Genomic DNA, 23394 nt, shown 5'->3' with positions numbered 1-23394 from the left:
TGACGCGCGTATTACATCAGGGCCAGAGCAAAAAACCGCTCATCTATCAGGCCGTATAGATACACGCAAGCTTACCTACTGGTTGAAATCAAATTCTTCTTGCAAAACGGGTGGAGTCCATAGATACCGCGTTGTAGCGCAGCTCCGTGGAGTTTGTAATGGCTTCACCGCACGCTCATTGCTTTAGTCGCGGTCTGGTGCTCCGAGCGGAAAGTAGTGGCGGAATTGGCGCGCTTCATCCACTGCCCGAGCAAAAGACGGGCGTGTAAGCAACCTTGCCCGGTACGCGCGCAGCAATGGAAATGCCTCGGAAATCCGATGTGTCCAGTCGGCGTAGAACAGCGAGGGTGCCGCCGCGCAATCAGCGAGCGTAAAGTCCGAGCCTGCCGCCCAAGTTCTTTCGGCTAGCTGGCCTTCAAGCCAAGCGTATGCACGCTCCAGCTTTTCCATCGATAATGTTAGCCCCTCTTGGCGCTTAACCGGATCACCCGTCAGCGCACCATCCACCGCATGTTGAACCGGGCTCATCACATGTAAGTCATAGAAGCGGTCTAGGAAGCGCACCTCAAGAGCGGCCATCGGGTCGGCGGGTAGAAGGCGTACCGGCCCGGGATAACTAAGGTGCAGATACTCGATGATGATGCTTGTCTCAGCGACGTTACGCTCGCCGTCCACCAGTAGCGGAAACTTGCGCAACGGCCAGCGTCGCAACCACTCGGCGGAGTGTTGCGGCGTGTCCGGCCCAAGGGAGCGGAATTCGTGAGGGATGTTGTTCTCGTACAGCGCGATGAGCACTTTTTGTGTGTACGATGAAAATGGATGTCCATAAAGTGCGAGTGTCATATTAGAAACCTTCAAAAATATAAATGCTGATTGTTGAAATTGCCTTCACTCTGGCCTTTTTACGCACGCGCTCCGGCAAGGCGCCCCAACACCAGGTCGAAGACGGGAATAAAATCGCGCCGTCATTCATTGCAGGTTTTCTCTAACGTAGGCTTCGAGTTTGGCTAGGTGCTGCTTGCCGCCTTCGACGGCACCGTACTTGTCGATTACCTCATCGCGGGATTCACGGCTTGGGTACAGCTGACGCAGACTGATTAGGGTGCCGCTGTCTATTTCTTGCAGCGTGATGGTGGTCTCGAACCACATCCGTTCGCCGTCGCCATGATCGAAGACAAGCCTGGACGGAGGCGTGATTTCCTTGAACACAGAGTGGCTTGGGTAGCGTTTGCCATCAGGCCCAACCATTTCATAGCTCCAAGCGCCACCGACTCGGAAATCCATAATTTGATTTTCGTTCCTGAATCCATCCGGGCCCCACCACCGGTTGACATGCTCGGGGTCGGTCATGGCCTTCCAAACCAATTCGCGGGCGAAAGGTATCATTCGCTCCAGCACCAGTTCGCGATCCTTTTCATCCATTGTCATCATTTTTTCTTTCCTCCATTTTTTCCATGTTATGCAAGTAATCTTCCAAGCGGTCTAGACGGGACTCCCAGATCTTTCGCTGCTCCTCAATCCAGCCTGATGCCGCTTTCAAAGGTACATTTTCCAGTCGGCAAGGTCGCCACTGGGCGTTTTTGCTCCGGCTGATCAACCTGGCTCTCTCCAGCACCTTCAGGTGCTTGGTTATGGCTGGCAAGGACATGTCGAATGGCTGGGCGAGTTCGCCCACCGTCGCATCTCCCTTACCTAGCTGCGAGAGAATCGCTCGCCGTGCTGGGTGGGCCAGAGCCATGAAAATTGCGTCCAAATTTTCTTCGTATTTAACCATTTGGTTAAATTAGCACGCAAAAGAGCCGCCTGTCAACGTGTTCAGGTGATGTGGCAGATTATTTTTTGGAGGCGATAGGAGAATTTGGCGTTGATTTATGCCCAATTTAGAGCGTTTTTAGTCTATTTATAAAGAAATTCAGTCGAGCATCTTGCCGGCAAGTTTGTGTCAGGCACTGCCACATAGACTAGCCACACAATTGCTCTAATCTAGACTGGATTTTAGAGCCGCTTTCGAGAGCAATTCACTATGTCATCTATGTGCCGATTTTGAGCGGTCATGGATTAAACGTTAGTTCTTATTTGCAAGTCAACAGTAGTTATTCAATCTAACAGTGCCTGTCGTTTAAGATCATAACTAGTACACATCAAATTACTCTTGAAGCAGTGCGCTAAACCTGTCGAGGTCGACATTTCCACCGCTAATAATTACGCCGACCCGTTTATTTCGTAGCTGCTCTTTCATTGATTGTGCCGCTGCGAGGCCAAGGCAGCCCGTAGGCTCAACCACCAATTTCATACGTGAGGCAAAGAAACGCATGCAGTCTTTGAGCTGCGCGTCGGAGGCGGTGAGAACGTCGTTGACGTCGCGCCGGATAATTTCAAACGTGTAGTTGCCGAGATGTTGCGTCTGAGCGCCGTCTGCAATCGTCTTCGGTGTATCAATATGCACAATTTTGCCGGAACGGAATGATTGCTGCCCGTCGTTACCAGCCTCCGGCTCAACGCCGTACAGCGTGCATGCCGGTGACAGTGCTCTAGTTGACAATGCGGATCCAGCAAGCAGGCCGCCGCCGCCGAGACTGACAAATAAAACATCCAGTTCGCCGACTTCCTCAAACAATTCTTTTGCAGCGGTTCCTTGTCCTGCGATTACGTCGGGATGATCGTAGGGAGGGATCAACGTAAAGCCATGTTTCTCGGCCAAGTCGCGACCAATTTGCTCGCGGTCTTCGGTATAGCGGTCGTAAATGACTACTTTGCCGCCGTAACCACGCGTTGCTGCGATCTTTGCTGCAGGAGCATCGTTCGGCATAATGATTGTCGCGGGAATGCCAAGCAGCGCGGCCGATAGGGCAATTGCTTGTGCGTGGTTACCCGATGAGAAAGCCACAACGCCTGCCTTCCTTTGGCGTTCGTCAAATTTCGACAATGCATTAAATGCGCCGCGATACTTAAAGGCTCCCATGCGTTGCAAGTTTTCACATTTAAAAAACACTTCGGCGCCAAGTTCCTCGTTGATTATGCGCGAGGTCATGACTGGCGTGCAGTGAGCATGCCCGTCGATTCGGCGGGAAGCCGCGATTACGTCATCATAAGTAGGGAGATTTAACATTAAATTATCCAGTATTTGTACGCTCAGGCAGTAACAGCCCGCTGCAAGGCAGGGCGCTGACAATGGAAATAAACGTATTTGACCAAGCGAGGGTAGCCCTCCAGCAGCTTCATGGCGTTAGCGAGATGAAGGATCGAGGCCAGCACTAAGTCGGCGGCGGTAAAATGGCCGGCAGCGATAAAGTCGCGCCCGTCGAGTTCTGTGTCGATGATACCTAACACATGGTTCAGACTGGCGTAGATTTGCGCATTGGCAGGTTCAGGCGAATTCGAGTGATTTAGAAATTGTTTGACGACTGGCTCCAGCCGCGTCTCGGCGAAGATCAGCCATTGCATATAGCGCGCTCGCTCGGGCGAACCCAGCGACGGTGCCAACTGCGCTTCTGGAGAATAGTCGGCCAGGTAGAAGCAGATTGCCAGCGACTCGAACAAGCGCAAATCGCCATCTACCAGCGCTGGTACTTCGCCAAACGGATGCAGCTGTAAGTACGCTGCTGTCTGGTGCTCACGCTGCGCGAAGTCGAGCTTCACCAGTTCATAGGGTACACCGAGTTCTTCAAGTAACCAACGCGGGCGCGTCGCGCTACTGCGGGGTGTAAAGTAAAGTTTCATTGACGTTTTCCTGGATAATTCGGTCTGTTGAAGCAGAGATTTTCATATTAGGGATAACAGCGTTGCTAATTTATATCATTTTCACACTTTTTTCTATTCAATACTTTCAGAAATCCGCCTGTGTTGATTTGGGATATATGAGGAGTGATTCGTAAGGTACGGGACGGCGACAAACGATTGAGAGTATTTCAAAATGCAAGTATGCTGGCGAACATTTCCAAGACGTGGATCCAGTTCACGTTACTACCTATAAAAATTAAATCTGAATCAGGGATGTCATGCAAAAATTCAAATTCCGGCGCGGTCGCAGCCTTTTCAAAGACATCGTCTGGACAATCCTGCCAATTTTATTATTGGGCGTGGGAGGCTCGTGGATTGCATATCACTATATCGACCCCGCGCCGCCACATCGGTTGGTAATTTTGACCGGTGCGGAAGACAGTTCTTATCAAGATTTTGCGAAAAGCTATAAGGAAATTCTTGCCGGAGACGGTATTGAACTCGTGATACGGCAATCTAACGGTGCCCTCGATAATCACCAGCGTTTGCGCGATCCTAATTCCGATGTGGACTTAGGATTTCTGCAGGACGGGCTTAACGAGACGGCCAGTGACGATGAAGTCGAGCCGCTATCCCTTGGCAGTATTTCGTATGAACCACTGTGGGTGTTTTATCGGGCAAAGCAGCCGATCACGCGGTTTTCAGGCTTGGCCGGTAAGCGGCTAGCTATTGGTCGCGAAGGTTCCGGCACTAAGCTGCTGGCAACTCGTTTGTTGGCCGCCAGCGGTGTAACCGCAGATAACAGCACGCTGCAAGCGATCGGTCGCGACGAAGCAGCTGCGCAACTCCTGGCAGGTAAGCTTGACGCCGTGTTCGTTATTGGCGAGCCAGATTCACCGCTCGTTCAGCAGCTTGCCGCAGATTCGCAAGTTCGCATCCTTGATTTGGATCAGGCTGCGGCTATCGCCCGACATTTTCCTTATCTGCATGAATTGCGTGTACCGCACGGTTTGATCGACATACGCCGTAATTTGCCTGCTCAAGACATCACTCTACTGGCAACTACCACCACACTTGCAGCGCGTGAAACGGTGCATCCGGCGTTGATCTCATTGCTGATGAAAGCCATGCATGAAACGCATTCCGAAGCAGGACTGCTGCATTCTGCCAATGAATTTCCGTCCGCGAAGGACGTGGATTTGGAACTCAGCAAGGAAGCGGAACATTATTACAAATCAGGCCCGCCGCTGTTGCAGCGTTATCTGCCTTTCTGGTTAGCGACCCTCATTGATCGAGCCGCGCTGGTACTTATCCCACTGTTGGCGGCGCTGATTCCGGTGATACGCGCCATACCGCAGATCTATAACTGGCGCATCCGCCGCCAAATTTATCGGTGGTACGGTGAATTGAGTTTTCTGGAAACGCAACTGCGCGACAAGCCTGCTGAGGTGGAAATCGCAGTGGCAATAAGGCAGCTTGATCATATTGAAGAAAAGGTCCAACGAGCAAAACTACCGTTGACATTTGCCGAGCATTCTTATGTGCTGAAAGAGCATATTGATTTTGTTCGTCGTCGGATACTTAAACCTGAAACTAAGCCGACAGGGCCGGTAGCTTAGGCGGCAAGCCGAAACCTTCGAGGAAAGCGAAGTCCTAAAAGACTCCGCTTTCGCTTGGTTATTTTGTAACGATGTCGTGCTGCATCGGTGCTAATTTGGCCAAGAGCTTGTTTTGCGCACGCGATGGAACATCGTTTTTATCCATCGCGTGTTGCAGGTCTTCTGTTAACGCATTGAAATCAACATTGCGTAAATTCATACCATCGTGAACAGTTTTCATATCCTTGCCGCTATATACGCCTGGCCCGCCGGTAAGATGGGTGATTTGCTCTTTTAATAGCAAAGCAAGGTGCGGCACATCAGCATCTTCCAATTTTGCACTAATGCGGGGATCGGCATGCCAGATGACAAGGAAGTCGTCGATGATTTTACTGATACCGGCTTTGCCGCCGAAACTTTGGAATACTGCGTCATTTTTCTCGGCATTCATCACAGGTGCTGGTGAGCTTTGTGCGTATGCGGTACTAGTCATTAATGTGGCCGACATTAGCAACGTAAAGAGTGCTGTCGTTGATTGAAAAAAGCGTTTCATTCTATTTCCTTTCATTAGGTTGAATAGGGTGATCTTAAAAGCCTGCCTGTAGGGAGAGATACAGACCCTTTTGGCTTTGGTTATTCATCGTAACTGGGGCGACGATACTACCCAAATTGGCATAAGCCAGTGTGAATGACACCGTTTTAGTTGGGAACCAGGCCACAAAGGCATCGTAGTAAGCGGCTTCGTTATCCGCTTTGAGGTTGTGCGGTTTCTCACGGTACTCAACGCCAGCTACCCAATTCTTGGTGAATAAATAGCCAAGGGAACCCTCGAATTCCGCTTTGTAACTGTCGTTCAAATCACCACCAAATCCGAGTAAGCCCATTTGGTTTGCTTCGGTTGCCCGGATGGTCACGTCTGCTAATATGCTTTGATCTAAAAATAGCTTTGTGGCGGAAACATAATAATCAGTGCCGCTGGTTTTTTGAGCGCCTAATGCAGTAACCGGTGCATTCATTATTCCGGTTAAGCCATTATTTTTTTTGTACTCGGCACCTACGGCGATTTGCGGCATACAGGAATCTTGGTCATAAACGGCATCACCGGCAATTTTAACTTTGACGCCAAAGATATCTTGCTGGATATTCAACCCATTCAACGGGCCATTATTGGATTTAAAATTCTGTCTCGCAACCGATAATTCAATTCTATCCATGATCCCAACAGTTGCACCAAACGTATCCAGAGCAAAATCTTGCGTGCCTAAATAGGTATAGTGCGCATTGGCACCATAACTATCGCGTGTGCCATAACCGCCGATTAGTGCCCACGGCGTAATCCCCCCACCCGCAGCACCTTCTACCGTGCTGATACCACCTGTTGCTAGTAGTTTGCCCATGTCGGGTATATAGGCGGGCTTGTTTGTATCGTCGGCAAATGCGCCTGAACTGTTCAGTGTCAGGCCGATCATTGCTGCCATTAAAGTCAGGGAGTTGAAATGATTTAGCTTCATTGGATTTCCTGTTTTAGTGATTAAAATTGCAAATGATGTTAATCAACACGTCAACCATACAAATTATTCATTAGACCAATATATGTAAACAGATTTAAATCAGATCCAAAAATTTTAAAATTATTTAATATCTATTAAAAATAGTTAATTTTTTTAAAAAGATAATTCATATTTACTTCTATAGATAAGTCCGTTCCTTAATATGTGGGCACAATCAATGCTCAAGCTGCAAAAGCCGGGCTTCAATCTCTAGACCAGTTCGGCAAGGAGGTGCCCTGGTAGTGAATCCAAATATTTAAAGCAGATTGTCTTTTAACAGACCGAAGCAATGAGCTTTATGTGACGGCTGTGATTGTTGTTTCGAGTCAGCAATATCTCGAACCTTGACCCGCCGCCATACACACGGTCTTTTAAGACTTGTTTGCGGATAATTACGTTATTTTCCGAATTGCCCTCCAGCTTTTGAAAAGCCTGCCGTTAACTTGTCTTATCAGAAGGGGAAAATGATGAACATTAACGCCTTACAGTCACCCAGTTCGTCCTATACACCGGTCACTGGTTCTAGCTCCGCGAACTCTCAGCGGAATAGTTCCCCTAATAACAGTGATGCCGCGGCGGCTTCTACTGTCGTCTTGCAGAGCACGCAAGTTACACTTTCGTCCAGCGCAAATCTGAATTTTTACAATATACCTTCAAGCCTCGGTCTGGAACTGACACCGCAAAATAATGCGTGGAGCGTCCCATTGCAGCAGACCGGTTCAGCAACGTCGTCCGGAGCAAGCCTGTTGGGCGAATTTGCAGAAAATGAGCTAGCCAGCAAACTTAGCTCGCCTTCAGAATTGGCTGGTGCAACCGTCACCATTAACAGCTTCAACTCACAGTCCACCAATACCGTTGGGGCCGCGCAGGAAGTGTCGAGTGGGCAGGGTGTAGACCAATCAGCTACTGTGCTGGAAGCTTCAAATTCGATAACGTTGCAAGGTTCGGGTGAGATTACTTTGGCGGATGGAGAGGTTATTCCATTTACTGCTGAGTTAAGTACAAGTGCTTCCATTGTTGAAAGCAGCGCGACGCAAACTTCGGACGGGGCTACAACATCGTCGGCGCCATCAACATCATCTACATCACCGGCACCATCAGCAACTTCGAGCTCGTCGCCACTTAATTTGAGTTCGTCGAATCAATCTCCAAATCTACCTGATTCAACAACCGCGCAACCGGCTTCAAATAAAACCGGTGCAGGTGCTGCAAGCGAATGGAGCAACATGCTGCAGCAATATAACTTTTTGCTCAATTTATTCGACGCTGTTAAAGCTGCGGTCGAAAATTTGCAAGTACCGCAGTCGCAGTTATTGGCAGTGGGTGCAGCGAATAATAGCTCGCCCGTTTCAACGCCGGCCAGTACAACGAATACAGCCGCCAGCACGGGCGCAATTGCGTCGCATTAGCAGCGCTGGCATTCAATTCGTCCCTGAAGATCTAAAGTGAAGCCAGCACCGGCAATGCATTGTTAGCATTGCCGGGTGCGTTCAAGTTTACCGATTACTGATTAATCGCTTCTACTGCGATATCAATCGTCACGTCGTCACCTACATACGGTGCGTATTTACCGGCATTAAAATCGGTTCGTTTGACCGTAGTGCTGGCATTCGCGCCGATCGCGTCTTTCTTAAGCATCGGGTGCGGCATCATTTGGAACGAGCTCAGTTTCAGAGTAACCGGTTTGGTTACGCCCTTAATAGTAAGATTTCCTTCGACAGTGCTTGGTTTGTCGCCGTCAAAATTGACTTTAGTCGATTTGAAAGTCGCGGTCGGATAATTCTCGGTGTCGAAAAAATCTGCACCTTGGATATGGCCGTTGAACAACGGATATCCGGTATCAACCGATTTCATGTCGATAGTGACATCGACTGAACCTGTTTTAGCTTCTTTGTCGAGCACGATGGTGCCGGTAGTTTTGTCAAAACGGCTGAGCTGCGTGCTGTAGCCGAAATGGCTGTACGAAAAGCGCGGCATCGTATGCGTGCTGTCGATGACAAAAGTTTCAGGGGCGGCAAATGCTGTACCGCTGAGTGATGCGATTAATGCCGAAGCAAGAGTAAGTTGAGTCAATGATTTCATTTTAAAGCTCCTTTAGGTAGTAAGTAGAGTGCGGGTGGTTACTGAACGGGTCTTGCTTATTTGCCGGCACTTGCCAGCAGGTGAAACTTAATTTGAACTACATTGGCAACCGTATCAAAGCTGGCCCATGGTCCTTCGCCGATATTGAAGTCAGAACGGAGAATGACTAATGAGCCATCAAAGCTTGCGTTCTTGCCTTGAATAGTGATCGTAGCCGGTGCTGTGACTATTTTGGTGCGCCCTTTGATTCTCAGAGACCCCATGACGTCATAGTGATTGTTTTCAAGTGATCTGATGCTGCTGGTCGTAAAACTGGCCTTTGGGAATACCTTGGTATTGAACCATTGCTTGCCAACCACTTCGTCGTTACCTTCGTCGGAGCCAACATCGATGCTGGCCAGATCAAGATCAAATTGCGCTTTTGAAGCAACTAAATTAGTGGGATCAAAATTCATTTGCACCGAGAATTTTTTAAACTTCCCATCCATTGGAACCCCCATCTGCTTGAAGCCGAAGGTGAGGGTGCTTTTATCTGATTGCACGGTGTTGAATTCCTCAGCGTGGCCAATGATGGGCAAAGTGAGTACAGCGGCAATTGCCAGGGTTTTAAATAATTTCATTTTATGTTCCTTTTACAGTCGGTAAGCGTGATTACATATTGCTGCTATCTGGCAGCATGCGTATCAATACGTCGTCTTTATCCTTAAAGTGATGCTTCAATGCGGCGAGTACATGGCCAATGACGACGGCCGCCATTACTAGGTTTAGTCCCAAATGTACTGTCAGCAGCAAATGACCTAATTCACGGTCCTTACTCAACAAATCGGGAATTGGAAGGACGCCGAACAGCACAGTTTGAAATCCTTTGGCAGAACTCATCAACCATCCCGACACGGGAATGGAAAGCATAAGCAGATACAACATTACATGTCCTGCATGCGCGATCAGTTGCTCAATCCGTCCCATATGCGCTGGAAGGCTGGGAGGGCGGTGCATGATGCGCCAGGACAGACGCACCAGCGCCAGAATGAAAACCGTCACACCTGCCCACTTGTGGTAAGACATCAATTTAAGTTTTTGCGGTGAAAATGGCAGGTTACTCATGTAGAAACCAAATGCGAACAAACAGATGATTGCGATCGCCATCAGCCAATGCAAAAATTTGGCCGTTGATGTGTACTTCGCACTAGTTTGATTAATGACGGTTTGCATAATTCGGCTCCTTTATCGTAAGTTAAGCGGCCAGATCAAAAAACAGGACTTCTGCATTTTCCGCGCCGGAGAGGTTCAGCATGCTCTCGTTGGCAACCAAGACAGCATCACCGGCTTGCAATGTCAGATCATTGACGCGAATTTCACCGCGAACCAGGTGCAGGTACGCTTTGCGTTTCGGGCTCAATGCCAAACTGACCTGATCAGCGTCGTTAAAAAAACCACGGTACAGCAAGGCATCGGCGTGTATTGTGACCGACCCGTTGTCACCATCAGGCGATGCGATTAACTGCATCGATCCGGCTTGCACGTCAAAGGTCTTTTGTTCATAGCCCGGTTTGATCCCTTGCACGTTAGGTAAAATCCAGATCTGAAAGAAATGGGTGGCCTGATCATCCAGCTTGTTGAACTCACTGTGTCTGACTCCGCTACCGGCGCTCATGCGCTGCACATCGCCTGCGGGAATAGTGGTTCCGTTACCCATGTCATCCTGATGAGCCAGTGCGCCGGACAGCACATAGCTGATGATCTCCATATCTTGATGGCCGTGCGTGCCAAAACCGGCACCGGCCGCCAGACGGTCTTCATTGATCACGCGCAGGTTGCCCCAGCCCATGTGCTCGGGATCGTAATACCCCGCGAATGAAAATGAATGTTGACTTTTTAGCCAGCCGTGATCGGCTTGGCCGCGTTCTTGAGTGTGTCGTAAGGTAATCATAAGTTCCTCCAGTGACGCTACTTTATGCCCTTATGTTATGCGTGTGCTCCAGTCAATTTGATGGCATCATTCAATTAATTTGAATGCTCAGGGGGAAATAAAAATGAAAACAACGTTGTCTGCACGCGACGTACTGACGCCGGACGCGCTGGCCATGTTGCAGGGCATTGCTGATACCGGTAGCTTTGCAGCGGCAGCCCGCGCCTTGGGCATGGTACCGAGCGCGCTGACCTACCGGGTGCGCCAGATTGAAGACGCGCTCGATGTTTTGCTGTTTGATCGTAGCTCGCGTCAAGCTCAGTTCACCGTTGCAGGTAGCGAACTATTGCGCGAAGGAGCCAGGCTTCTGGCCGATGTTGATGCGATCGCTAATCGGGTTAAGCGTGTGGCAACCGGCTGGGAGCCGACTTTTACGATTGCCATCGACAGCATTATTCATCGCACTGTGATACTGGAATTATGTGAAGCATTCTTCGGGCTGAATCCACCGACTAGAGTGCGATTGCGCGCGGAAACGCTGTCCGGAACACTAGAGTCACTCACCTCAGGTCAGGCCGACCTGGCAATTGGCGTAACGGACGAAGCGGCCAATTCAGCAGGTTTTCAAGTACGTCCACTAGGCGACTCACGCTTTGTTTACGCCGTTGCGCCACATCATCCCTTAGCACATGAAACTGAACCATTAAGCGATGAACTGATACGGCAACATCGCGCAGTGGCGGTGGCCGATTCGGTGCAGCGTGGCGGCGGCTTAACTTTAGGGCTGCTAGGTGGTCAGGATGTGTTTACGGTTCCCAATATGCAGGCAAAACTGGAAGCGCAACTGCGTGGCATAGGAAGCGGATTTTTACCGGAATTTCTGGCCGAGCCGTATATTAAAACAGGACGGCTGGTTGAAAAGCGCGTTGAACGTGTTGAAAGGGTAGTGCGCGTCAGCTATGCGTGGCGCAAAACACCTGGCACATCGCGCGGGAATGCAATGAAATGGTGGTTGGAGCAGCTTGATAGTGCCAAGACTCGTAATGCTTTACTCGGTGGTATTCCTGTAGGATTTCTGGATGTCGAATAATTCATGGGTTAAGTATCTTTTTGCGAAAAAAACCGTACTCCTGGCTGCCCCTCAAGCTGTTCCAGAATCGGTTTTCGATAACGCCGACTCATGCGCACTCGTTGCGCGCATTGCAAAACAATTTCGTATTCGCCGTCTTCACGAATTTCCAGTGCACGCACACGGTCAAGGTTAACGATGGCTGACCGATGAATCCGGCAAAATCCAAGCGGTGCCAGCAACTGCTCCAAATCCGCCAGGCTGCGACGCAGCATATGCGTTCGATCTCCCGTATGAAGCGTTGAATAATAATCGCTGGCTTCAATCCAATCGATGTCCAAGAACTTGACGACTTCAAGCGTGTTGCCATTCTTAATGATAAAACGCTGGGTCTCGCCGGGAATTCGCAGGCGTTCTTTCACTCGTTCCAAAACGCGCTCGAAACGCTGGTCGTCGAAGGGTTTCAACAGATAATCGAGCGCCCCCACTTCAAAGGCGCGCAAGGCAAACTGGTGGTGGGCAGTGACAAAGACGATGGCAAAATCCAGGGACGGCCCGATGCGCTCTAACAGTTCAAAGCCGTCGCACTCCGGCATTTCCACGTCGAGAAACACCAAATTAGGTTTGATAATGGGGATGGTCGCCAAGGCGTCTTCGGCCGAACCGCATTGGCCAACCAGTACTATCCCTGCATCGCGCGCCAGCAACACGGCAAGGTTGCTGCGTGCAAGTGGCTCGTCGTCAACAATAAGGGCGCGCAATGGAGTACTGCAGTTATCCATCACATCTCGCTATACGGCAGGGTGATCATTGCCAGCACGCCAGCGTTGGCCCGGTTTTGCAGTGTCATGGTCTGCGTATTTCCGTACAGAGCGAGCAGGCGCCGACGCGCGTTGGCGACGCCCACGCCTTCTCGGATTTGCTCTGGCAGAAGAGGGCCGTCGTTATAAACGCTCAGCGTTAGCACAGCGCCGTCGCGTGCTGCAACGACCGTTAATTCGCCACCCCCGGCACGTTTTGCTATGCCGTGCTTGATGGCGTTTTCCACCAGCGGCTGCAAAATAAAATCAGGTACTTGCGCCTTCATGAGTTCATTGGGAATATTCATTTGGAAGCGCAGCCGTTCTGCAAAGCGCATTTGCTGTATGTCCAGGTATTTTCGCAAGAAGATGATTTCTTCTTCCAATGCCACGAATTGGCGCTCCGACTGGTCGGTCACACGGCGCAACAGGTCGCCTAAGGCGGCGATCATCGCGATGGCAACGCTGCCCTTTTCTTCGCGGATCAGTCCGGTAACTGCATTCAATGAATTGAAGATGAAATGCGGCTCGATTTGCAGCCTGAGCGCAGCGAGTTGTGTTTGCGCTAGTAATTCCGAAAGGCGTGCGCTGGCCGCTTGCTGCTGCGCCAAGCGTTTGTGGGCTTCTAATGTCAGGCTGAGCGCGACGATTGCGCCATAGAGGATGACATCGCCAACCAGATTGCCGATAAATTTTGCTTTCCAAAGATCTGTAAATGCATCGGGGCCGGAGGAATTGGCCAGAGGATTTGTTGCATGCTCCAGCAGCGCACCCCATGTGGCCCATAGAGCGCCTATCGCCATGCAGGCCGCAGCGTGCACGGCCCAGGGCATGACCTCTTTTGTTGGCAAACGAAAGCGTTGTAACAAAGCGAGCACTACTGGAGTTATCAGTATCCACACAGCCCATGATGCGGTCGTCACGGAAAATAGTGTCAACCAGTTGTGGTGCATACCCATTGCCCGCATGATGACCACAGTTTGGGTCGCGTCAAACAGGGCGAGGGCCAGCCAGGCGAGCGCCACGTAGCGCCATGAGTTGGTTGAAAGAGGTGCATTTGTTTTCATGGAGCAATCATAAGGGAAAATGCTAGCATCGGCGACAATTTGCAGCGAATCAACGAAAACTTGCAGCCAAGCGCATCGTGCAGGTGAGTTAGCGATTTGCGATAGATGCGCCGAAAACGCGCGTAGTGTCCGACCAACACTTTGTGGACGCGGGCAAAATCGTAACGACTGCAGGCCTGTCGGCCGGCATCGACGGCGCTTTGTATCTCATCGAACGCGAACGAGGTAAAGAACAGGCCGAAGAAGTGGCACGTTACATGGAGTACGACTGGAGGCCAGAGATGGCGAGCGCGTCCAATGCTTCACCAACTCAGGCAAAGCATTGATTCGGATTGTTCAATTCTCAGAAAGGTGAAAGTCGCGCTAAATGAACTTTCGCCTTCTGTTTGGTGCTTGGATCAATCTTTCTGTAATGCGTATTTCATAATACATAAATCAAGCTATTTTCAATAACTCATTCACTTCCCATTGATCATAAGCATGTGTGCCATATTTAAATGCAACGACAATCCCTTCTTGATTGATCAGTATGTCGGCTGGCAAACCGAGCGGGCCATTTTCCACTTTTAAGCCTACCTTGCCAAGAACCATGCCTCGAATACCTGCCCAAAGCGGCTTAGGGTGCATGGTCGCAAATAAAGACTTGTCGACACCGAATTTTTTATAAAGTGTCTTTTCAGGATCAGCTACCGTAGCAAACGGTATGTCATGTTGAAACTTACGCATTTCGGTCGCCGATGAGTGAAATAAAATGATCTCTTGGATATCCGCTGCTTTCAACTGTTCAGCACTCTTGGTAAAGGTATGTAGATGGTAATTGCAAATTGGGCATCCAGCGAAACGCCTGAATTGCAGATGCGTAAATTTCCGAGAAGGATCTGGCACCATTTGCTGTTCGCCATTAATGGTTTCGACGGTGAACGAGTTAATTTTTTGACCAATTCTAACTTTCATTACTATGACCTTTCCAAGTTTTTTATTTATCTGATCGCAGGAAAAAAATCCATGCAGCAGAGGTTATTTTAAAGTAGTGGATGCCAAATTATGTCAGTATAAAAATGCTAATTATTGAAATTGTTTTTGCCGAATCGGTGCTCTGTTTCTTACGATGTGCATTGATGATTGCGCGTAGATGCTGGGGGCGCGGGCTGCCAGCTATCTGTTAGCGAGGAGGGGGCAAGACCGAGCGTGGGCGCGATACCCGTTTGTGATCGAGATAGGTTTAACTCGACTGTCTCAGTTAAACATCGAGCTCGTTATAGTGACGAAATATGCCTTGCTTACTAAATGGGACACGACGCGTCGATTTGAGGTAGCGTGCGATCCTTGGTTGTAATGCGACTCGGTGATGCAAATCCAATAGCAGCGGATAACTGAACTCTGTTTTTTTCATTGCATTGGGAAATGCGTAGCGCAGTCCTTCGATAATCTGGAAAATTGACAAATCCACGTAGCTGAGTTCCGCACCAATCATGAACTGATCACCAAAAGGATTGCATTCTATGACGTGCTCGAAGTAGCCAAGGAACTTCGGTAGTCGCGTTTCAATAAAATCTGCAGCGCACCGTTTTGCTTCTGGTTTCTGATCTTTATAATACAGGCCGCCAGCTATCGGATGATGTGTATCGTGCACTTCAGTCACAAAGTCGGAGACCGTCAATTGCAATTGGTGCGCCCAAATTCGGCTGCTTTCGTCGACGCCGACTAAGCCTAATTGCGGCCCAAGAAATAACAGGATATTTGCAGTTTGAGCAATAATCAGCTCTCCTGCTTTGAGAAATGGTGGGGCAAACGGCGGATACGGTGCTTCGTTGTTGTTCATTAAATCAACCATCGCTTGCACACCCATTCCACTGCTTTCGGCGCGCCGTGCGACATCAATATATTTCGCCCCCGCTTGTTCTAGCGCAAGTCGAATGTATTCCCCTCTGCCTTGTATGGTCGGCCAATAGTAGAGTTCAAAGCGCATAAAACTATCCTCTCATGCTTTGTGAAGTCAGACGACTACGACGCCGTTTAGATTCACTAGTAGTTGGAAAAGAGGGGACTAAATAATGAACTAAGCATTGGAGGGATTCTCTGTTTGAAAGACTTTATCTGAATATCCACATCCTGACTTAATGGAAGAGTCCCAGGAATGATCCTCATCAAGTGCCAGAAATTAAGTTGTGATTTTGCCGCTGAAGAATAATGTTAGTATAAAACTCTTTTTATACCTCAGATAATATAATGAAAATGCCGCAAGGGGTCAAACAAGCCGAGATTGGAATATGGGCCACAATTGCAGTATCTGCATTGGTTTCCCTAATCGATAAGTTGCAAGGATTTATTTCTGAGGGTGAGTTTTTCTTTGCACTTATTTTATATTCAGTGTTTTGCATTTTCCCTTATAAAATCGCGAGAGGCAGCAATCCTGCCAGATATATTTTTGCAGTACTAACTGCTTTTTCTATTTTAGGAACGTTTGCTGTAATTGCTCAAGTTTCAAAACTGGATTTAATATCGACGATATTACTTCTTCCAGTTCAGGCTTTTATTTTCTATCGCTTGTTTCATCATGACGCTACCGACTGGTTTGGAAGCGCAGGCAAGTCAATAACGTGATTAATTGTCGATGTATATAGCCGAAAATTTTGTGATCTGGCAATAGGTTCGATGAAGCCAAATCTTTACAACTACTTTTATTTTCATTTCAGCTACCCATTCAATTGGCTACGATGGCAATGCGCAAGGTGTCGGGGAGAAAAATCCGTGCGCATGGTGGGACGTGAGTGAGTATGTGAATAGTGGACCGTGGTTTTTCGACTAATACAAATAATTACCACAGATCAATTGGTCAAATAGCGATTGATTCATCCATATTTTTTAGAGCGGTAGTCAACTTATTTGCAATTGAATGTTTGGAAATTTGGAACAATTCATTTAAACCAGAAGAACTCGAAAAATGAAGTTCCTCATATAAGACGACAGGTATTTGTTTATTGTCCTTAAACCTCTTATCTGGGCCACCTTTTTTATTTACGTACTTCCAAGTGTGATCAATAACCTCAGCATCTTTAGGTACGCTGTCTTCCTCAATGAATCGCTTTGCAGCCGCATTGAAAACCAAATCCTTGTAATTGACAGCACCTATCTCATTATCCGAATAAACTAATAATCTGTCCGGCATAAAGTAAATTGAAATTGAATCGGCTTTGACTATGGGAACTTCTAAATTGCATTTAACACGTGGTGGCAGACCCTTGCTAAACGTTGCATCTTTACGTGAAACCAATGTTCCAGCACCAGCGTGATATTTGCTATCACGAACAGCTCCTTTTGAATTGATCCGCCATTTTTTACTGCATTCACTAATATGAAGAAATGCATCATGGAGACATTGATACGCAGTTTCGTTATTGGGATCTAACTTATAACAAAGTACAACTGACTTGGCCACTACGTCGCGAATTGCAATATACGACGTGCATCCAATTAAAATCAAAACGGACAAAACTGTTAGCCATTGCGGCGTATTGGGCGGTAAAAACCAAAGACCTATTAATCCGGCGCCCAATGTCCACTTCCAATAATTTGGTCGTTTTTCCTTAGTGTTTAATTCATTTATCAAAGAAAAAGAAGTTTCATCCTGCATACTTGAAAGTGGACCACTTTCAATGGCAACCATTTGATCAATTATTTTGCTTTGATCTGTTGGGGAAATTGGATTTGCACCGTTCGAAGTGCCGCCTGGCGTGATTTTAGGACCATTCAACGTCGCCCTATAATAGAGGCCGCTTTTGCCAACTGTAATGTAATTTCCACGTGGGCCAGTGCCAACACGTAATCCCTTGATTCCGGTTGAGACACCAATTCCAGATTTAGATAAATTGAATCGAAATGGGCCAACGCTAACGCTTTTTCTAATATAAAAACCCACAATAAAATCCATTCAAAAGTTAAATTACCGAAATTAAATTAGTTTTAAAAATATCATAAAATTTAGTTGGAAAGTTGCAAACTCTTAGATTTGCAATATTAATTGCCATGGTAATCACAAAAAATGTATGGAATTTTGAGAAAAAAATCTGATTCGATTAAAAATCGGTTTTTATAAGGTGAATTGAACAGCGGCAATATATAATTTAGGCAACTTTATACTCGATAGATAAAATCCTTCTTTGATTGGACAAGTCCTAATGCTGGATGCCGAAGACCTTTTAAGTAAAACAAACTCATCAGAAAATAAAAAAACATTTGAACTAAAGGTTGAAATCATAAGTTCGCCCACCGTGAGCTATGCAGCAATCCAGAATCGCGTACCAATAATTCAAAAAATATTGATCGAAAATAATTTTGATCACACATTGAAGAATGTGGATCTAGTCATTTCATCCAATCCACCGTTTATGCTCGGTCAAAGATTTCAATTCGAGCGCTTATTAGCTGGAGAATCAAGAACGATTGGGGTAGAGCTCTTAGACATACATCCAGATCATAATTATTTTTCTGAACTGAACGAAGCAGAACTTGGGCACATTGAGGCTAAGGCGACTGCCGAAGATGACTCGACCGCACATTCGGTAGAGCCAATCGAAATGTTGGCATTTAACGAATGGGGTGGCACAAAAGGTTTGCCGGAGTTATTGGCAGCATTTGTACAACCAAATTCGATTTCAATAGATCGAATATTAGGATTATCAAGTGAAATTCTAAGGAATTCAAATGCCGCATTGTCTATGGACGGTTATCAATCGAAAAATCGTGAAAGAGTTTGGAAGCAGGTAAATGCAATTTTTAATGCATTAATTTCCCAAGAAATTAAATATGCGCCTCCGCCGGCTTCATTTGAAACAGCTGGACAAAAAATTCGAACAACTGAACGGATTTTGGACGGGTTAGTTTCGACTTGTTTAGATTCTGCAATTTTAATGGCGGCATGTTTTGAACAGGCAGGATTAAACCCAGTTGTTTTCTTGAACAAAGGGCATGCGTGGGTAGGGGTCTGGTTGATCGATACTTGCTTCCCGACATCAATCATTGATAGTGTTCAGTCTGTTCGTAAAAGAGTTGATAGCGGTGAATTACTGATGCTTGAAGCTACAGCCATATCTCAAAATAGTCGACCTTCAATGCAATGGAGCAGGATAACTGCAAATGTATATATAGAAGAAGACTCGACAACTTTTACTTATGCCGTTGATATAAAGCGCGCACGTCAGGCACACATTCGTTCATTAAAGGAAAAAAATCCCAGCATAGATCAAGAAAAAATAGTGGATGAAAACGAAGGGAATAGACTTCCTTCGATTGAAGCAATGCCATCATTACCTCCGCTAGATCCAGGTTTATTACCAATCACTGACGTTGGTAGCGTAGATACTCCACAGGGAAGATTGATACGATGGAGAGGGAAACTTCTTGATCTAACACTGCGTAATAAACTTCTGAACTTTAAGCCTGGCAAAACTTTTTTGAAAATAGTTTGTTCGGACGCCGCAAAATTAGAAGACACACTTTGTAAGTCCAACGAATTTAGGTTATCCGGAAAACCAACTTTAATGGAAGATGGAGATCCGCGTTCCGCTGAGATTTATTTGCGTGAAACGGGGATGTCAGTGAGTGAAGCTCATGCAAATACTACCTTATTGAATAACGAGCTTGTTTTTGATGTCCCACTAAAAGAATTTGATGGCCGATTAACAGATATTTTTAGGGCTGGAAAAAACACTTTGGAGGAAACGGGTGCAAATACTCTTTACATTTCTATTGGGATGTTGGATTGGAAGGAAGCACTAGATTCGGAAAGTACCCTTAAAGCACCTCTAATATTAGTCCCAATAACTTTAAAAAGGGGAGCAGTCGGCGCGGGAATTAAGTTGGTAAGGCATGATGATGAAACTATCTTCAATCCGACACTACTTCAAAAATTAATGCTGGATTTTGAAATTAATTTACCATTTTCAGATGGGCAATTGCCTACTGATGAATCTGGGGTCGATGTAAGTACCATCCTTCAGCAAGTTCGAATGGCAGTAGCCGACTTAAAAGGTTTTGAAGTTCGAACAGATTGTTTCCTCGGAAATTTTAGCTTCACAAAATATGTGATGTGGAAAGATCTTACTAGTCGTGTAGACGATCTGTCGAAATCTCAAATCGTCAATCACTTAATTAATAATACAGGGCAAGCATTTATAGATGGAGCGAAATCAATTTCTCCAAGTGATTTAGATACCTTATATTCTCCACAAAGTTTGTTTACTCCGCTCATAGCAGACTCATCTCAACTTGCAGTCGTGTGCACCGCAACGAATGGTAAAAATATAGTGGTCGAAGGTCCCCCAGGTACGGGCAAAAGTCAAACCATTACCAATATGATTTCTCATTATTTGGCTAATGATAAAACTGTATTGTTCGTTGCAGAAAAAATGGCGGCTCTTGAAGTTGTCCATAAACGATTAACAAGCTTGGGTCTAGCTGATTTTTGTCTTGAGTTACATAGTTCTAAAGCGAAAAAATCAGAAATAGCTAAAGAATTTGTTCAAACTTTAAATATATCTCAACATAACCTTCAATCGGATTGGCTTAAAGAAGCAGAAAAATTAAGCGTCATCCGCAACCAGCTAACTGATTTAGTCAATGTACTCCATCGCGAACATCGGAATGGTTTGTCCGTATTTGATTCGATGGGCTCTTGTATCGGCAATTCAGATAGAATTCCTGCCCAATTCAATTGGGCAGATGCGGACACACACAGCAATGCAGAATTAGAATCGCTATATGAATTGGTAGCGGAAATGTCAGCATTAGCGAGGCACTTAGGAAATATTGGCGGACATCCACTTTCTGAGATAGGGCAAACTAAGTGGACTCCTAGTTGGCAGGATGATTTGATTAAACAATGTGAGTCTATTGAGTCAGCAATCGTCAATTTAAAATTATCAATATCAGATTTTTCAAAGCTGTTAAATGTAGATGTTCAAACATTAAGCTTCAATGATTTAATTTCATTAGATCAATTGGCGGAAATTTTGATGCAATCATGCGAGATCCCTTTTCAATCTGTGTCATTCGCTGATAACCAAATAATTCGAAAGCAGCTTAATGATTTGATCGCTCACGGCATTAATAGAAACGACATCTGGACCAAATTCGAAGAAAGTTACGTCCCTGATCTGAAATCTATTTCGGCAGAAAAATTGCAATCTGAATGGAGAGTTTCAAATCAGTATTTCATACTTAAACGATGGATTAGTAAACGGAAAATAACATCGCAGATTAAGCAATTTAATCTTACGAATCAAAGATTGGCAAACGAGGAAATTGATGAATTTTTGATTGAACTAAGAAAACTCAACGAAGAAGATATTTTTGCACATGAAAACAGAGATATTGGAAAAAAAGTATTAGGTGAGGAATTTAAAGGGATAACGACCGATTGGAATGCTGCCAAAAAATATCTCACCTGGATGGAGAGTTTCTCAAATGTCACTCATAAATTGTGCATAACTCAGAGTGAAGAACTTATTCAAAAAAGATCTCATTTATTGAATTTAATAAATAAGCAGCCTGAAATGTTTTCTGTTAATTCAAATTATTTCAAAGTGGCTGCGCAGTTACGTAATTCGTTTAGGGACTTTGCAAATAATTGGCATGAGCTATCCTTATTTGCTAGTCCTCGCAAAGCACTTTGCAACGGAGAGAATTCACCAGGAATACTAATTTCGTCTTCTTCGATGGTGGCAAGCTGGAAAAGAGCTAAGACCCAGTTACAACCTTGGTGTGTATGGCAACTGAATAAAACCAAATCTAGTTCATTAGGGTTGCAAGGCTTGGTTAATAGCGTTGAGGCTGGAGAGGTATCACTAGATGATCTAGTACCATTTTTCGAATTTAGTTATAAGAACTGGTGGGTAAAAAAAATAATCGATAACGAAGCTTTGCTCTCAAATTTTTCGGGGGCAACTCATGAACACAAAATTTTTGAGTTTAAGAAAATCGATGCTAATTTTCAAAAATTAACTCAAGAATATATCGTTGCAAAATTGCGGGGGAAAATTCCTAGGGAAAATGAAATTAAAGGTGAATTGAGTTCAGAAATTGCTTTTTTACGGCGTGAAGCACAAAAGCAGCGGCAGCATAAATCAATTAGACAAGTAATTAATCAAGCAAAGCAGACCTTGCCACGAGTGAAGCCATGCTTACTAATGTCCCCGCTATCCGTCGCACAATACCTGGATGCTGGGCATCCGCAATTTGATGTAGTGATTTTTGACGAAGCTAGTCAAATTCCGACGTGGGATGCTGTAGGAGCAATAGCTCGTGGTAAACAATTGGTTTGTGTTGGTGATCCAAAGCAATTGCCGCCAACAAATTTTTTCAATGCAGCAGACTCTGATGGAGTGGTAAATGAAGATGACATCGAGGAAATGGAAAGCATTCTCGATGAATGTCTGAGCATTGGCATGATGACTTGCACATTGGATTGGCACTATAGATCCAAAAGTGAAGGGCTAATTACCTTCTCGAATATGCAATATTACGAGAATCGATTAATTACATTTCCATCTCCTGTAACTGAGGATCAGTCCGTCACATTTGTCGATATAGGTGGGATCTACGATGCAGGAAAATCGAGAACTAATCGAAAAGAAGCGGATGCGATTGTTGACGCAGTAGTCGAGCATTATTTATCAGGTAAAGGTAAATCGCATTCCGTGGGCGTGATAACTTTTAACGCACCCCAGCAATCATTGATTGAGAAGCTGATTGATGCTAAGAGGATGGAAATTCCAAAATTTGAAATAGCAATTTCTGATAGTCAAGTTGAACCATATTTTGTCAAGAATTTAGAAAATGTTCAGGGTGACGAGCGAGATGTAATTTTATTTTCAATCACTTTCGGTAAAGACATTAACGGAAAAACTTCGATGAATTTTGGCCCAATGAATAAGGAAGGTGGCCACCGGCGTCTAAATGTCGCCGCCTCCAGGGCGAGATATCAAGTAAAGATATTTAGTAGTTTAAGGCCAGAGCATATTGATTTATCTAGGACGAAAGCCAGGGGTGTTGCAGATCTCAAAGCCTACCTGGATTTTGCAATAAATGGCCCTAGGGTATTAGCTAAACAAGCTTTGCCGACGGGCAGGGAACCAGATAGCCCATTTGAAGTCGCTGTAATAAATAAATTACGCGACAATGGGTGGGAGGTTCATCCACAAGTAGGTGTGTCTGGATATCGGTTGGATTTGGCGGTTGTAAATCCGCATGCCCGTGGCAGATATCTCTTGGGTGTTGAATGTGATGGTGCCACCTACCATTCTGCCGCAAATGCTCGCGACAGAGACAGACTTCGCCAGATGATATTGGAGGGGCTAGGTTGGAATATTCACCGGATTTGGTCTACTGACTGGTGGATAAATCCGGAAATTCCGATGAAAAAGCTACTTGATAAACTTAACCAATTAGAACAAATCGCAGCGGCTGACAATGACAACTAACCTAGATGATTATTCAAATTGACATTGTCAACAAAGGAAAAATGCCCAATTTCAACAAGAAACTAACCGTTTTTCTGTTTTTGGCTTTAAAAACCATCTGCTGAAACATCGGTGGATGGC

Annotated in this window: 23 protein-coding genes; 6 read left to right on the top strand and 17 right to left on the bottom strand. The window is 46.1% G+C overall.

Annotation, left to right across the window (positions count from 1 at the left end; translation table 11 throughout):
• Window positions 1-183: 183 nt before the first annotated feature.
• The 6 genes from S2091_RS22890 to S2091_RS22870 all read right to left on the bottom strand — a co-directional run bounded on the left by S2091_RS22890 (window position 184) and on the right by S2091_RS22870 (window position 3720).
• On the bottom strand, window positions 184-843 hold the full coding sequence (locus S2091_RS22890) for a glutathione S-transferase family protein (protein ID WP_105534300.1): 660 nt from the start codon (window positions 841-843) through the stop codon (window positions 184-186).
• A gap of 1 nt (window position 844) precedes the next feature.
• Entirely contained in the window at window positions 845-973 is a 129-nt protein-coding gene (locus tag S2091_RS24685) for a hypothetical protein (RefSeq protein WP_279338282.1), read from the bottom strand.
• The gene (locus S2091_RS22885) at window positions 970-1431 is read right to left on the bottom strand and encodes an SRPBCC domain-containing protein (protein WP_105534299.1); all 462 of its coding nucleotides are present in this window, start codon (window positions 1429-1431) and stop codon (window positions 970-972) included. The genes S2091_RS24685 and S2091_RS22885 overlap by 4 nt, the downstream gene beginning before the upstream one ends.
• Entirely contained in the window at window positions 1415-1774 is a 360-nt protein-coding gene (locus S2091_RS22880; RefSeq protein ID WP_105534298.1) for an ArsR/SmtB family transcription factor, read from the bottom strand. Before S2091_RS22880 ends, S2091_RS22885 begins: the two co-directional genes overlap by 17 nt.
• A 372-nt stretch (window positions 1775-2146) precedes the next feature.
• Complete coding sequence (locus S2091_RS22875; RefSeq protein WP_105534297.1) at window positions 2147-3109, bottom strand: threo-3-hydroxy-L-aspartate ammonia-lyase; 963 nt, start codon at window positions 3107-3109, stop codon at window positions 2147-2149.
• A gap of 23 nt (window positions 3110-3132) precedes the next feature.
• Window positions 3133-3720: a glutathione S-transferase family protein gene (locus S2091_RS22870; RefSeq protein WP_105534296.1), complete on the bottom strand. Its 588-nt coding sequence runs from the start codon at window positions 3718-3720 to the stop codon at window positions 3133-3135.
• A 278-nt stretch (window positions 3721-3998) separates the two neighbouring features.
• Here S2091_RS22870 and S2091_RS22865 point away from each other — a divergent pair, with 278 nt between their 5' ends.
• On the top strand, window positions 3999-5339 hold the full coding sequence (locus S2091_RS22865) for a TAXI family TRAP transporter solute-binding subunit (protein WP_105534295.1): 1341 nt from the start codon (window positions 3999-4001) through the stop codon (window positions 5337-5339).
• A 58-nt stretch (window positions 5340-5397) separates the two neighbouring features.
• Here the strand turns inward: S2091_RS22865 and S2091_RS22860 are convergent, their stop codons facing one another.
• Together S2091_RS22860 and S2091_RS22855 are read right to left on the bottom strand one after the other, a co-directional pair.
• Window positions 5398-5871, bottom strand: coding sequence for a group I truncated hemoglobin (locus S2091_RS22860; protein WP_243405534.1), 474 nt, complete (start codon window positions 5869-5871; stop codon window positions 5398-5400).
• A 34-nt stretch (window positions 5872-5905) separates the two neighbouring features.
• Entirely contained in the window at window positions 5906-6829 is a 924-nt protein-coding gene (locus tag S2091_RS22855; protein ID WP_105534294.1) for a DUF3034 family protein, read from the bottom strand.
• Between the two features lie 503 nt (window positions 6830-7332).
• On the opposite strand from S2091_RS22855, the gene S2091_RS22850 reads away from it, so the two are divergent.
• Window positions 7333-8277, top strand: coding sequence for a hypothetical protein (locus S2091_RS22850; protein WP_133166967.1), 945 nt, complete (start codon window positions 7333-7335; stop codon window positions 8275-8277).
• A gap of 94 nt (window positions 8278-8371) precedes the next feature.
• On the opposite strand, the gene S2091_RS22845 is transcribed toward S2091_RS22850, so the two are convergent.
• From S2091_RS22845 to S2091_RS22830, 4 genes are read right to left on the bottom strand one after another with little or no spacing between them, the layout of a single operon-like run.
• On the bottom strand, window positions 8372-8950 hold the full coding sequence (locus S2091_RS22845; RefSeq protein WP_105534292.1) for a YceI family protein: 579 nt from the start codon (window positions 8948-8950) through the stop codon (window positions 8372-8374).
• A 56-nt stretch (window positions 8951-9006) separates the two neighbouring features.
• Complete coding sequence (locus tag S2091_RS22840) at window positions 9007-9570, bottom strand: YceI family protein (protein WP_105534291.1); 564 nt, start codon at window positions 9568-9570, stop codon at window positions 9007-9009.
• Between the two features lie 31 nt (window positions 9571-9601).
• Window positions 9602-10162 (bottom strand): cytochrome b, encoded by a 561-nt coding sequence (locus tag S2091_RS22835; protein WP_105534290.1) that lies wholly within the window; start codon window positions 10160-10162, stop codon window positions 9602-9604.
• 22 nt (window positions 10163-10184) lie between these two features.
• Window positions 10185-10880 carry a pirin family protein gene (locus tag S2091_RS22830; protein ID WP_105534289.1) on the bottom strand — a complete coding sequence of 232 codons (696 nt, stop codon included), beginning with the start codon at window positions 10878-10880 and terminating at the stop codon, window positions 10185-10187.
• Window positions 10881-10983: 103 nt separating this feature from the next.
• Here S2091_RS22830 and S2091_RS22825 point away from each other — a divergent pair, with 103 nt between their 5' ends.
• Window positions 10984-11949 carry a LysR family transcriptional regulator gene (locus S2091_RS22825; RefSeq protein ID WP_105534288.1) on the top strand — a complete coding sequence of 322 codons (966 nt, stop codon included), beginning with the start codon at window positions 10984-10986 and terminating at the stop codon, window positions 11947-11949.
• A gap of 8 nt (window positions 11950-11957) precedes the next feature.
• Here S2091_RS22825 and S2091_RS22820 read toward each other — a convergent pair whose 3' ends face one another.
• Window positions 11958-12710, bottom strand: coding sequence for a LytR/AlgR family response regulator transcription factor (locus S2091_RS22820; RefSeq protein ID WP_105534287.1), 753 nt, complete (start codon window positions 12708-12710; stop codon window positions 11958-11960).
• The gene (locus S2091_RS22815) at window positions 12710-13753 is read right to left on the bottom strand and encodes a sensor histidine kinase (protein WP_165795079.1); all 1044 of its coding nucleotides are present in this window, start codon (window positions 13751-13753) and stop codon (window positions 12710-12712) included. Before S2091_RS22815 ends, S2091_RS22820 begins: the two co-directional genes overlap by 1 nt.
• Window positions 13754-13920: 167 nt before the next feature.
• Here S2091_RS22815 and S2091_RS22810 point away from each other — a divergent pair, with 167 nt between their 5' ends.
• Window positions 13921-14121 carry a type 1 glutamine amidotransferase family protein gene (locus S2091_RS22810; RefSeq protein ID WP_133166966.1) on the top strand — a complete coding sequence of 67 codons (201 nt, stop codon included), beginning with the start codon at window positions 13921-13923 and terminating at the stop codon, window positions 14119-14121.
• Between the two features lie 109 nt (window positions 14122-14230).
• Here S2091_RS22810 and S2091_RS22805 read toward each other — a convergent pair whose 3' ends face one another.
• Both S2091_RS22805 and S2091_RS22800 read right to left on the bottom strand, forming a co-directional pair.
• Complete coding sequence (locus S2091_RS22805; protein ID WP_105534284.1) at window positions 14231-14749, bottom strand: peroxiredoxin-like family protein; 519 nt, start codon at window positions 14747-14749, stop codon at window positions 14231-14233.
• A 286-nt stretch (window positions 14750-15035) separates the two neighbouring features.
• Entirely contained in the window at window positions 15036-15764 is a 729-nt protein-coding gene (locus tag S2091_RS22800) for a glutathione S-transferase (RefSeq protein WP_105534283.1), read from the bottom strand.
• Window positions 15765-16024: 260 nt separating this feature from the next.
• Between S2091_RS22800 and S2091_RS22795 the strand changes: the two genes are divergently transcribed.
• Complete coding sequence (locus S2091_RS22795) at window positions 16025-16399, top strand: hypothetical protein (protein ID WP_105534282.1); 375 nt, start codon at window positions 16025-16027, stop codon at window positions 16397-16399.
• Between the two features lie 232 nt (window positions 16400-16631).
• Here S2091_RS22795 and S2091_RS22790 read toward each other — a convergent pair whose 3' ends face one another.
• The gene (locus S2091_RS22790) at window positions 16632-17714 is read right to left on the bottom strand and encodes a DUF4236 domain-containing protein (RefSeq protein WP_165795078.1); all 1083 of its coding nucleotides are present in this window, start codon (window positions 17712-17714) and stop codon (window positions 16632-16634) included.
• A 259-nt stretch (window positions 17715-17973) separates the two neighbouring features.
• Here S2091_RS22790 and S2091_RS22785 point away from each other — a divergent pair, with 259 nt between their 5' ends.
• Window positions 17974-23274 (top strand): DUF4011 domain-containing protein, encoded by a 5301-nt coding sequence (locus tag S2091_RS22785; RefSeq protein WP_105534280.1) that lies wholly within the window; start codon window positions 17974-17976, stop codon window positions 23272-23274.
• Window positions 23275-23394: the final 120 nt, after the last annotated feature.

The sequence above is a fragment of the Solimicrobium silvestre genome (genome assembly GCF_002976435.1).
In the GTDB taxonomy this organism is placed as follows: domain Bacteria; phylum Pseudomonadota; class Gammaproteobacteria; order Burkholderiales; family Burkholderiaceae_D; genus Solimicrobium; species Solimicrobium silvestre.
This window is presented reverse-complemented; position numbering and strand designations above follow the sequence as displayed.

Excerpts from the sequence above, each read along its gene's own strand:
- S2091_RS22890 (WP_105534300.1), bottom strand. The coding sequence starts at position 843 with ATGACACTCGCACTTTATGGACATCCATTTTCATCGTACACACAAAAA.
- S2091_RS24685 (WP_279338282.1), bottom strand. The coding sequence starts at position 973 with ATGAATGACGGCGCGATTTTATTCCCGTCTTCGACCTGGTGTTGGGGC.
- S2091_RS22885 (WP_105534299.1), bottom strand. The coding sequence starts at position 1,431 with ATGATGACAATGGATGAAAAGGATCGCGAACTGGTGCTGGAGCGAATG.
- S2091_RS22880 (WP_105534298.1), bottom strand. The coding sequence starts at position 1,774 with ATGGTTAAATACGAAGAAAATTTGGACGCAATTTTCATGGCTCTGGCC.
- S2091_RS22875 (WP_105534297.1), bottom strand. The coding sequence starts at position 3,109 with ATGTTAAATCTCCCTACTTATGATGACGTAATCGCGGCTTCCCGCCGA.
- S2091_RS22870 (WP_105534296.1), bottom strand. The coding sequence starts at position 3,720 with ATGAAACTTTACTTTACACCCCGCAGTAGCGCGACGCGCCCGCGTTGG.
- S2091_RS22865 (WP_105534295.1), top strand. The coding sequence starts at position 3,999 with ATGCAAAAATTCAAATTCCGGCGCGGTCGCAGCCTTTTCAAAGACATC.
- S2091_RS22860 (WP_243405534.1), bottom strand. The coding sequence starts at position 5,871 with ATGAAACGCTTTTTTCAATCAACGACAGCACTCTTTACGTTGCTAATG.
- S2091_RS22855 (WP_105534294.1), bottom strand. The coding sequence starts at position 6,829 with ATGAAGCTAAATCATTTCAACTCCCTGACTTTAATGGCAGCAATGATC.
- S2091_RS22850 (WP_133166967.1), top strand. The coding sequence starts at position 7,333 with ATGATGAACATTAACGCCTTACAGTCACCCAGTTCGTCCTATACACCG.
- S2091_RS22845 (WP_105534292.1), bottom strand. The coding sequence starts at position 8,950 with ATGAAATCATTGACTCAACTTACTCTTGCTTCGGCATTAATCGCATCA.
- S2091_RS22840 (WP_105534291.1), bottom strand. The coding sequence starts at position 9,570 with ATGAAATTATTTAAAACCCTGGCAATTGCCGCTGTACTCACTTTGCCC.
- S2091_RS22835 (WP_105534290.1), bottom strand. The coding sequence starts at position 10,162 with ATGCAAACCGTCATTAATCAAACTAGTGCGAAGTACACATCAACGGCC.
- S2091_RS22830 (WP_105534289.1), bottom strand. The coding sequence starts at position 10,880 with ATGATTACCTTACGACACACTCAAGAACGCGGCCAAGCCGATCACGGC.
- S2091_RS22825 (WP_105534288.1), top strand. The coding sequence starts at position 10,984 with ATGAAAACAACGTTGTCTGCACGCGACGTACTGACGCCGGACGCGCTG.
- S2091_RS22820 (WP_105534287.1), bottom strand. The coding sequence starts at position 12,710 with ATGGATAACTGCAGTACTCCATTGCGCGCCCTTATTGTTGACGACGAG.
- S2091_RS22805 (WP_105534284.1), bottom strand. The coding sequence starts at position 14,749 with ATGAAAGTTAGAATTGGTCAAAAAATTAACTCGTTCACCGTCGAAACC.
- S2091_RS22800 (WP_105534283.1), bottom strand. The coding sequence starts at position 15,764 with ATGCGCTTTGAACTCTACTATTGGCCGACCATACAAGGCAGAGGGGAA.
- S2091_RS22795 (WP_105534282.1), top strand. The coding sequence starts at position 16,025 with ATGAAAATGCCGCAAGGGGTCAAACAAGCCGAGATTGGAATATGGGCC.
- S2091_RS22785 (WP_105534280.1), top strand. The coding sequence starts at position 17,974 with ATGCTGGATGCCGAAGACCTTTTAAGTAAAACAAACTCATCAGAAAAT.